Genomic DNA, 8,955 nt, shown 5'->3' on the forward strand with positions numbered 1-8,955 from the left:
CGGCGTACGGATGTTTAGCCTCGCTCGATAGGGTCACGAAAGAGGGTTCCGCCCACCTGCCGAGGAGCACAAATCATCGTGGCTGCCAACCGATCCGAGCCTGCCCCACTCAACTGGTCCGAGCTGGACCGCCGGGCCGTCGACACCGCGCGGGTGTTGGCCGTCGACGCCGTCGAGAAATCCGGCAACGGCCACCCGGGCACGGCGATGAGCCTGGCACCCGTCGCATACCTGCTGTTCAACCGCGTCATGCGGCACAACCCGGCCGATGCGCACTGGGCGGGCCGGGACCGGTTCGTGCTGTCGGCCGGCCACTCCAGCCTCACCCTCTACGTCCAACTCTTCCTCAACGGCTTCGGGCTCGGCCTGGAGGACCTCCAGTCTCTTCGGCAGTGGGGCTCGCTCACCCCGGGTCACCCCGAGCACGGCCACACCAACGGCGTCGAGACCACCACCGGTCCGCTCGGGCAGGGCGTCGGGAACGCGGTCGGCATGGCGATGGCGGCCCGCCGCGAACGCGGCCTGTTCGACCCCGACGCCCCGGCCGGGCAGTCCCTCTTCGACCACCACATCTGGTGCATCGCCTCCGACGGCGACATCGAGGAGGGCATCAGCCACGAGGCGAGCGCCCTCGCCGCCCACCAGCAGCTCGGCAACCTCGTCCTGATCTACGACGACAACGAGATCTCGATCGAGGACGACACCCGGATCGCCAAGAGCGAGGACGTCGCCGCCCGCTACGCGGCGTACGGCTGGCACGTGCAGACCGTCGACTGGCGGCGCGGCGACGCCGACCAGGACGACTACCACGAGGACGTCGAGGCGCTGTACGCCGCGCTGCTGGCCGCCAAGGCCGACACCGACCGGCCGTCGTTCATCGCGCTGCGCACCATCATCGGCTGGCCGGCTCCCAACAAGCGGAACACCGGCAAGATCCACGGATCGGCGCTCGGCGCCGACGAGGTCGCCGCCACCAAGGAACTGCTCGGCTTCGACCCGGCGCAGACCTTCGCCGTCGACGACAAGGTGCTCGCCCACGCCCGCGAGGCCCTCGACCGCGGCCGGGCCGCCGCCGCGAAGTGGCAGACCGAGTTCGACGCCTGGAAGAAGGCCGACGCCGAGCGGGCCGCGCTCTACCAGCGGATGTCGACGCGTACGCTGCCGGCGGGCTGGACCGACGCGCTGCCGGCGTGGCCGGCGGACGCCAAGCCGATCGCCACCCGGGCCGCCTCCGGCCAGGTCCTCAACGCCCTCGCCCCGGTGCTGCCCGAGCTGTGGGGCGGCTCCGCCGACCTGGCGGAGAGCAACAACACCACCATGAAGGGCGAGCCGTCGTTCGTGCCGGCCGAGCACGCGACCAGGGAGTTCCCCGGCAACCCGTACGGCCGCACCCTGCACTTCGGCATCCGTGAGCACGCCATGGGCGCCATCCTCAACGGCATCACGCTGCACGGCGGCACCCGCCCCTACGGCGGCACCTTCCTGGTGTTCAGCGACTACATGCGCCCCGCCGTCCGGCTCGCGGCGCTGATGAAGCTACCGGTCGTCTACGTCTGGACCCACGACTCGATCGGCCTGGGCGAGGACGGGCCGACCCACCAGCCGGTGGAGCACCTGTCGGCGCTGCGCGCCATCCCCGGCCTCGACGTGGTCCGCCCCGCCGACGCCAACGAGACCGCCTGGGCCTGGCGGCAGGCCCTCGAACACACCGACCGTCCCACCGCCCTCGCTCTGACCAGGCAGAACGTGCCGGTGCTGGACCGCACGTCGCTCGCCGGGCCGGAGGGGACCGCCAAGGGCGGCTACGTCCTGGCCGACGCGTCGAACGCCCAGCCCCAGGTCATCCTGATCGGCACCGGCTCCGAGGTCGAGGTCTGCCTCGCCGCCCGCGAGCGGCTGGAGGCCGACGGCACCCCGACCCGGGTCGTGTCGATGCCGTGCCAGGAGTGGTTCCGGGCCCAGGACGAGGCCTACCGGGAGTCGGTCCTGCCCCGCGGGGTAAAGGCACGGGTGAGCGTGGAGGCCGGGATCGCCATGTCGTGGCGGGACCTGGTCGGCGACTGCGGCGAATCGGTCAGTCTGGAGCACTACGGGGCGAGCGCGCCGTACAAGGTGCTCTACGAGCAGTTCGGGTTCACCGCCGACAACGTCGTCGCGGCCGCCCACGCGTCGCTGACCCGGGTGGGCGCCATCACCGGCACCACCACCGGCAACTGAGGGGACTGTCATGACGGACCGGCTTGCTGAACTCACCGCCACGGGCGTGGCGATCTGGCTCGACGACCTCTCCCGCAACCGGCTCAGCTCCGGGGGGCTGGACCAGCTCCGGCGCGAGAAGCACGTGGTCGGGGTCACCACCAACCCGACGATCTTCGCCAAGGCGCTGGGCGACGCCGACGAGTACAACTGGCAACTGCACGACCTGGCCACCCGCGGCGTGACGGTCGAGGAGGCCGCCCGCATGCTCACCACGTACGACGTGCGGTGGGCGTGCGACGTGATGCGCCCGTCGTACGACGCGACGAACGGCGTCGACGGCCGGGTGTCGATCGAGGTGGACCCGCGGCTGGCGCACGAGACGGACAAGACCGTCGCCGAGGCCAAGGCGCTGTGGTGGCTGGTCGACCGGCCCAACCTGTTCATCAAGATCCCGGCGACCGCCGCGGGCCTGCCGGCGATCACCGCGACCCTGGCCGAGGGGATCAGCGTCAACGTCACGCTGATCTTCTCGCTCGAGCGGTACGCCGAGGTGATGGACGCCTTCCTCGCCGGCCTGGAGCAGGCCAGGGCCAACGGCCACGACCTGGCCAAGATCGGCTCGGTGGCGTCGTTCTTCGTCTCCCGCGTCGACACCGAAGTGGACAAGCGGCTCGACAAGCTCGGCTCCGACGACGCGAAGGCGCTGAAGGGCAAGGCCGCGATCGCCAACGCCCAGCTCGCCTACCAGCGCTACAGCGAGGTCTTCTCCTCGGCCCGCTGGCAGGCGCTCGCCGACGCCGGCGCGCACCCGCAGCGTCCGCTGTGGGCCTCCACGTCGACGAAGAACCCCGAGTTCCGCGACGTCATCTACGTCGAGGAACTCATCGCCCCGGGCACCGTCAACACCATGCCCGAAGCCGTCATCCACGCGTACGCCGACCACGGCGAGACCCGCGACGACACCGTCACCGGCGCCTACGACGACGCCCGCGGCGTGCTCGACGCGCTCACCGCGAACGGCATCGACCTCGCCGACGTGGTCGCCGTCCTCGAACGCGAGGGCGTGGAGAAGTTCGAGGCGAGCTGGAACGAACTGCTCGACGGCGTACGCAAGTCGCTGGACTCGGCGGCGCAGGGCGCGGCCACCCCCAACAAGGCAGCCGGAGGCAACTCGTGAGTGATCTGCTGGACGGTGGCGTCGAGGCGGCGGCGGGGCTCGCCGTCTACGGCGCCGACGCGGTCGACAAGGAGGCCCCCGCCTCCACCCGGGCCGCGCTGGTCGCCGACGGCGTACCGGGCAAGCTCGCCGCCAAGGACCCCACGCTGTGGGGCCCGGAGGCCGAGGAGGAGGCGAAGATCCGCCTCGGCTGGATCGACACCTTCGAGCGCAGCCGGGAACTGCTCCCCCAGCTCGCCGAACTGCGTGCGGAACTGGGCGACCTCGACCACGTCGTACTCGCCGGGATGGGCGGGTCGTCGCTGGCGCCCGAGGTCATCGCCCGCACCCTGGGCAGGTCGCTGACCGTCCTCGACACCACCGACCCGCACCAGGTCGGCGCCGCGCTGCGCGAGCGCCTGGACCGCACCGTCGTGGTCGTCGCCAGCAAGTCCGGCTCCACCGTGGAGACCGACAGCCACCGGCGCGCCTACTGGCAGGCGTTCCTCGACGCCGGTCTGACCGAGGCCGAGGCCGGCCGGCACTTCGTCGTCGTCACCGACCCCGGCTCGCCGCTGGAGGCGACCGCGGCCGAGATGGGCGCCCACGTCGTCCTCGCCGACCCCGAGGTCGGCGGCCGCTACTCGGCGCTGACCGCCTTCGGCCTGGTCCCGTCGGCGCTGGCCGGGGTCGCCGTCGCCGACCTGCTCGACGAGGCCGACGAGTTCGCCCGCTCGCTGGCCGGCGACACCGACAACCCCGGCCTCGCCCTCGGCGCGGCACTCGGCACCGCCGCCACCGTCGGCCGCGACAAGGTCGCGCTGGTCTCCGACGGCACCGGCATCGAGGGGCTCGGTGACTGGATCGAGCAACTCGTCGCCGAGTCGACCGGCAAGAGCGGCATCGGCATCCTGCCCGTCGTCGTCGAGGCCCCGGAGAGCCCGGGCGCCACCGGCGACGACGTACTCACCGTCACCACCGGCGGCGCCTGCCCGCCCGGCACCGTGCCCGGCGGCGGCGTACGCCCGCACCTGGCCGTCAACGGCCCGCTCGGTGCCCACTTCCTGGCCTGGGAGTACGCCACCGCGGTCGCCGGCCGGGTGCTCGGCATCGACCCGTTCGACCAGCCGAACGTCACCGAGTCCAAGGACAACACCAACCGGCTGCTCGCCGCCGGCCTGCCCACCGAGACGCCCGCGTTCACCGAGGGCGCCGTCGAGGTGTATGGCGGCACCGGCGGCACCCTCGCCGAGGTGCTGCGCGGGCTGGTCGACGGCATCGTCGGCGACGGCTACCTCGCCGTGATGGCCTACCTCGACCGGTTCGGCGACGCCGCCGCGGCCGACGTACGCCCGCTGCTCGCCGCCGCGTCCGGCCGGCCGGTCACCTTCGGCTGGGGACCCCGGTTCCTGCACTCCACCGGGCAGTACCACAAGGGTGGGCCGCAGGTCGGGTCGTACCTCCAGATCACCGGGGCGGTCACCGACGACCTGCCGGTGCCGGGCAAGCCGTACAGCTTCGGGACGTTGCAGGCGGCGCAGGCCGCCGGCGACCGGGAGGCCCTCACCGGCCGCGACCGGCCGCTGGTCCGGCTGCACCTGACCGACCGGGCCGCCGGCGTGGCGCAGGTCCTCGACGCCGTTCGTAACCTGCGGGGCTGACAATGGCCGGCGTGAACCCGCTACGTGATCCGCAGGATCGGCGGCTGCCGCGGATCCCCGAACCATGTGCGCTGGTCATCTTCGGGGTGACCGGCGACCTGTCCCGCAAGAAGCTCCTCCCGGCGGTCTACGACCTGGCCAACCGCGGCCTGCTGCCGCCCGGCTTCGTGGTCGCCGGCTTCGCCCGCCGCGACTGGGGCGACGGCGACTTCGAGTCGATGGCGTACGAGTCGGCGAAGAAGCACGCCCGGACCCCGTGGCGGGAGGAGGTGTGGGCCCGGCTCGTCGGCAACATCAAGTTCGTCGGCGGGTCGTTCGACGACGACGCCGCGTTCGACCACCTCGTCGAAACCCTCGACGAGCTGCGTGAGACGCACGGCATCCCGGGCAACGCGGCGTTCTACTTCTCCATCCCGCCGGCCGCGTTCCCGGTCGTGCTCAAGCAGCTCGCCCGTACCGGCCTGGCCGACAACGCCAAGTCCGGCGGCTGGCGGCGGGTCGTGGTGGAGAAGCCGTTCGGGTTCGACCTGCCGTCGGCGAAGGCCCTCAACGACCTGGTCGACGACGTCTTCACCCGCGACGACGTCTTCCGGATCGACCACTACCTCGGCAAGGAGACGGTGCAGAACATCCTTGCCCTGCGTTTCGCCAACAACCTCTTCGAGCCGCTGTGGAACTCCCGGCACGTCGACTCGGTGCAGATCACCATGGCCGAGGACGTCGGGATCGGCACCCGGGCCGGGTTCTACGACACCGCGGGTGCCGCCCGCGACGTGCTCCAGAACCACCTGCTCCAGCTGCTGGCCCTGGTCGCGATGGAGGAGCCGACGAGCTTCGACGCCGCCGAGATCAGGACCGAGAAGCTGAAGGTGCTGAAGGCGATCGCGCTGCCCGAGGACGTCGCCACCGGCACCGTACGCGGCCAGTACCTGCCCGGCTGGGTCGCCGGTGAACGGGCCGTCGGCTACCTCGACGAGAACGACGTGCCGAAGGACTCCACCACCGAGACGTACGTCGCGGTGCGGCTCGGCATCCAGAACCGGCGCTGGGCCGGGGTGCCGTTCTACATCCGGTGCGGCAAGCGGCTCCCCCGCCGCGTCACCGAGGTCGCCATCATGTTCAAGAAGGCGCCCCACCTGCCGTTCAACCCGGCCGACGTCGAACTGCTCGGGCACAACCAGCTCGTCATCCGGGTCCAGCCCGACGAGGGTGTCGTGCTCAAGTTCGGTTCCAAGGTGCCGGGCACCACGATGGAGCTGCGCGACATCGCCATGGACTTCCAGTACGGCGAGGCGTTCACCGAACAGAGCCCGGAGGCGTACGAGCGGCTGGTGCTCGACGTGCTGATCGGCGACCGCACCCTGTTCCCGGACGCGGCCGAGGTCGAGCAGAGCTGGGCCGTGGTCGACCCGCTGGAGCAGGCGTGGGAGGGCACCGAGCCGGAGCCGTACCGGTCCGGCGAGTGGGGGCCGCGGGCCGCCGACGAGATGCTGGCCCGCGACGGCCGGTCCTGGCGGCGGGCATGACCGGCCGGGCGTCGGACGTGACCGGGCCGGTGTCGGGCGTGACCGAGGCGACCTGGAGGAACCCGTGATCGGGCTGTGGGACACCACCGGCAACGAGGTGGTGAAGGCGCTCGCCGCCGAACGGCGCAGCGCGGGCGGCGTCGCCAGCGGCATGGCGTTGACCCTGATCGTGGTCGTCGATGAGAAGCGGGTCCGCGAGGCGGAGGCGGCGGCGACCATCGCCGCCGCCGCCCACCCGTGCCGGCTGCTGGTCGTCGTCCGCTCCGACATCAACGGCGAACGGAACCGGCTCGACGCCGAGATCGTCGTCGGCGGCCGCCTCGGCCCCTGCGAGGCGGTCGTCATGCGGATGTCCGGCCGGCTGGCCCTGCACGCCGAGTCGGTCGTGATGCCGCTGCTGGTGCCGGACGTACCGGTGGTCACCTGGTGGCACAGCGAGCCGCCGGACGAGATCGCCACCGACTTCCTCGGCATCGTCGCCGACCGGCGGATCACCGACACGGCGCAGGCGGTGAACCCGGTCGAGGCGCTGCACCGGCGGGCGGCCGACTACGCGCCGGGCGACACCGACCTGGCCTGGACCCGGATCACGCCGTGGCGCACCCTGGTCGCCGGGGCGTTCGACACGACCGCGGCCGAGGTGACCGAGGCCACCATCACCGCACCGCCGACCGACCCGACGGCGGCGCTGATGTCCGGGTGGCTGAAGGCCCGGCTGGGCATCTCGCCCACGTTGCGGGAGACGACGGAGTTTCCCCGCATGCGCTCGGTCGAGCTGCGCTGCGCCAACGGCGACGAGCTGGAACTGGTCCGCGACGGTGGCATGGCGACGTTCCGGCGTACCGGCCAGAACGAGCGGCAGCTGCCCCTGGTCCGTCGCCCGCTCGGCGACGAACTGGCCGAGGAGTTGCGCCGGCTCGACGCCGACCAGATCTACTCGCAGTCGCTGGAGGCGATGGCCGGCGAGTCGGGCCTCGAGGAGCGGCCGGCGCAGCGGGTGCACGTGTGGCGCGATCCGATCACCGCGAAGCGGGCCGAGGCGCAGATGGGTGCGCACGCCGGTCCGGGTGGGTCGGCCGGGTGAGCGGGCCGGAGCCGGACGTGCCGGTGGCCGGCGTACGCCGGAGCGTGCTCGGCGACCGGGACGAACTGGTCCGGGTCGTCGCCGCGCGGCTGGTCGAGACGCTGGCCGGGGCGCAGGCGGCCCGGGGCGCCGCGTCGGTGGTGCTCACCGGCGGCCGGGTCGCCGCCGACGTCTACCGCACCGTCCGTGACCTGTCCGACCGGGACCGCGTCGACTGGTCCAGGGTCGACGTCTGGTGGGGCGACGAGCGCTTCCTGCCGGCCGGCCACCCCGACCGCAACGAGACCCAGGCCCGGGCGGCGTTGCTCGACGCGCTGCCCCTCGACCCGGCCCGGGTGCATCCGATGCCCGCCGACGACGGGCCGGACGGACCCGACCCGCAGGCGGCGGCCCAGCGGTACGGGCAGGCCCTCGCCGCGGCCGCCGGTCCGGACGGCGACCTGCCCCGGTTCGACGTGCTGCTGCTCGGGGTCGGTGAGGACGGGCACGTCGCGTCGGTGTTCCCCGGCCATCCGGTCACCGGTGCGACCGAGCCGGTGGCCGCCGTCCGGGACAGCCCGAAGCCGCCGCCGGTGCGGATCACCCTCACCCTGCCGGCGATCAACACCGCCGGCGAGGTGTGGCTGGTCGCGTCCGGTGCCGACAAGGCCGGCGCGGTGCGGCTGGCCCTGACCGAGTCCGGCACCGCCGCGCCCCCGGCCGACGCCGGGCCGGACGGCTGGGCGGGGCCGGCGGGTCCGCTGCCCGCGGCGGCCGTCCACGGCGTCGACCGCACCCGCTGGTTCCTCGACGCCGAAGCCGCCCCGTCCACCGGCTGACGGGGCGGAGCGGATCAGACTTCGCCGCGGCGCCGGCGCAGGGCGGCCAGGGCCTCGGCGAGGATCGCCTCGCCGTCCGCTTCGCTGCGCCGCTCCTTCACGTATGCCAGGTGCGACTTGTAGGGCTCGGGCCGGGCCGGCCCCGGCGGGTTGGCGGCGTCGAGGCCGCCCGGCTGCCCGCAGCGGGGGCAGTCCCAGGTGGCCGGCGGCGGCACGTCGGCCGCGAGCAGGATCGGGTTGGCGTGCCCGCCGGCACACCAGTAGGTGACCGACCGGCGGGGTGCGGGTTCACCGCGCTCGATCGGTCGCATCGGACCGGATCCGATCCGGACACCCCGGATGGCGCTGCCACTGGCCACGGTCGTTCGCTCCTGTCGTCGGGTGCGGTGCCACCGGACGGCGGCGCGACACGATGGAGCGCGACGTGCGGCCGCCGGACCCGAGCGGCAACGGACGATCGGCCGCCAAGAATTCGGCGCGCGGGCCGGCGGGGGGGGCCGGCCCCCCGGGG

The 8,955-nt window shown here is 73.2% G+C and carries 7 protein-coding genes; 6 read left to right on the plus strand and 1 reads right to left on the minus strand.

Annotated elements, in window-relative coordinates; translation table 11 throughout:
• The first annotated feature begins 78 nt into the window (after positions 1 to 78).
• The 6 genes from tkt to pgl all read left to right on the plus strand — a co-directional run bounded on the left by tkt (position 79) and on the right by pgl (position 8,444).
• Positions 79 to 2,217: a transketolase gene (tkt, locus tag AB0I42_RS22625; RefSeq protein WP_357539664.1), complete on the plus strand. Its 2,139-nt coding sequence runs from the start codon at positions 79 to 81 to the stop codon at positions 2,215 to 2,217.
• Between the two features lie 10 nt (positions 2,218 to 2,227).
• Positions 2,228 to 3,376, plus strand: a complete 1,149-nt coding sequence (gene tal / locus AB0I42_RS22630; protein ID WP_357539666.1) for a transaldolase — start codon at positions 2,228 to 2,230, stop codon at positions 3,374 to 3,376.
• Positions 3,373 to 5,016 carry a glucose-6-phosphate isomerase gene (locus tag AB0I42_RS22635; RefSeq protein ID WP_357539668.1) on the plus strand — a complete coding sequence of 548 codons (1,644 nt, stop codon included), beginning with the start codon at positions 3,373 to 3,375 and terminating at the stop codon, positions 5,014 to 5,016. Before tal ends, AB0I42_RS22635 begins: the two co-directional genes overlap by 4 nt.
• A gap of 2 nt (positions 5,017 to 5,018) precedes the next feature.
• On the plus strand, positions 5,019 to 6,542 hold the full coding sequence (zwf, locus tag AB0I42_RS22640; RefSeq protein WP_357539670.1) for a glucose-6-phosphate dehydrogenase: 1,524 nt from the start codon (positions 5,019 to 5,021) through the stop codon (positions 6,540 to 6,542).
• Between the two features lie 64 nt (positions 6,543 to 6,606).
• On the plus strand, positions 6,607 to 7,626 hold the full coding sequence (locus tag AB0I42_RS22645) for a glucose-6-phosphate dehydrogenase assembly protein OpcA (protein ID WP_357539672.1): 1,020 nt from the start codon (positions 6,607 to 6,609) through the stop codon (positions 7,624 to 7,626).
• 23 nt (positions 7,627 to 7,649) lie between these two features.
• Positions 7,650 to 8,444: a 6-phosphogluconolactonase gene (pgl, locus tag AB0I42_RS22650; protein WP_357539700.1), complete on the plus strand. Its 795-nt coding sequence runs from the start codon at positions 7,650 to 7,652 to the stop codon at positions 8,442 to 8,444.
• A gap of 14 nt (positions 8,445 to 8,458) precedes the next feature.
• Here pgl and AB0I42_RS22655 read toward each other — a convergent pair whose 3' ends face one another.
• Positions 8,459 to 8,803, minus strand: a complete 345-nt coding sequence (locus AB0I42_RS22655; protein ID WP_357539674.1) for an RNA polymerase-binding protein RbpA — start codon at positions 8,801 to 8,803, stop codon at positions 8,459 to 8,461.
• Positions 8,804 to 8,955: the final 152 nt, after the last annotated feature.

It is taken from the genome of Polymorphospora sp. NPDC050346, assembly GCF_040655695.1.
GTDB lineage: Bacteria > Actinomycetota > Actinomycetes > Mycobacteriales > Micromonosporaceae > Polymorphospora > Polymorphospora lycopeni.

Bases quoted from the DNA above. Each gene is read 5' to 3' on its own strand.
- zwf (WP_357539670.1), top strand. From the start codon at position 5,019: ATGGCCGGCGTGAACCCGCTACGTGATCCGCAGGATCGGCGGCTGCCG.
- tal (WP_357539666.1), top strand. From the start codon at position 2,228: ATGACGGACCGGCTTGCTGAACTCACCGCCACGGGCGTGGCGATCTGG.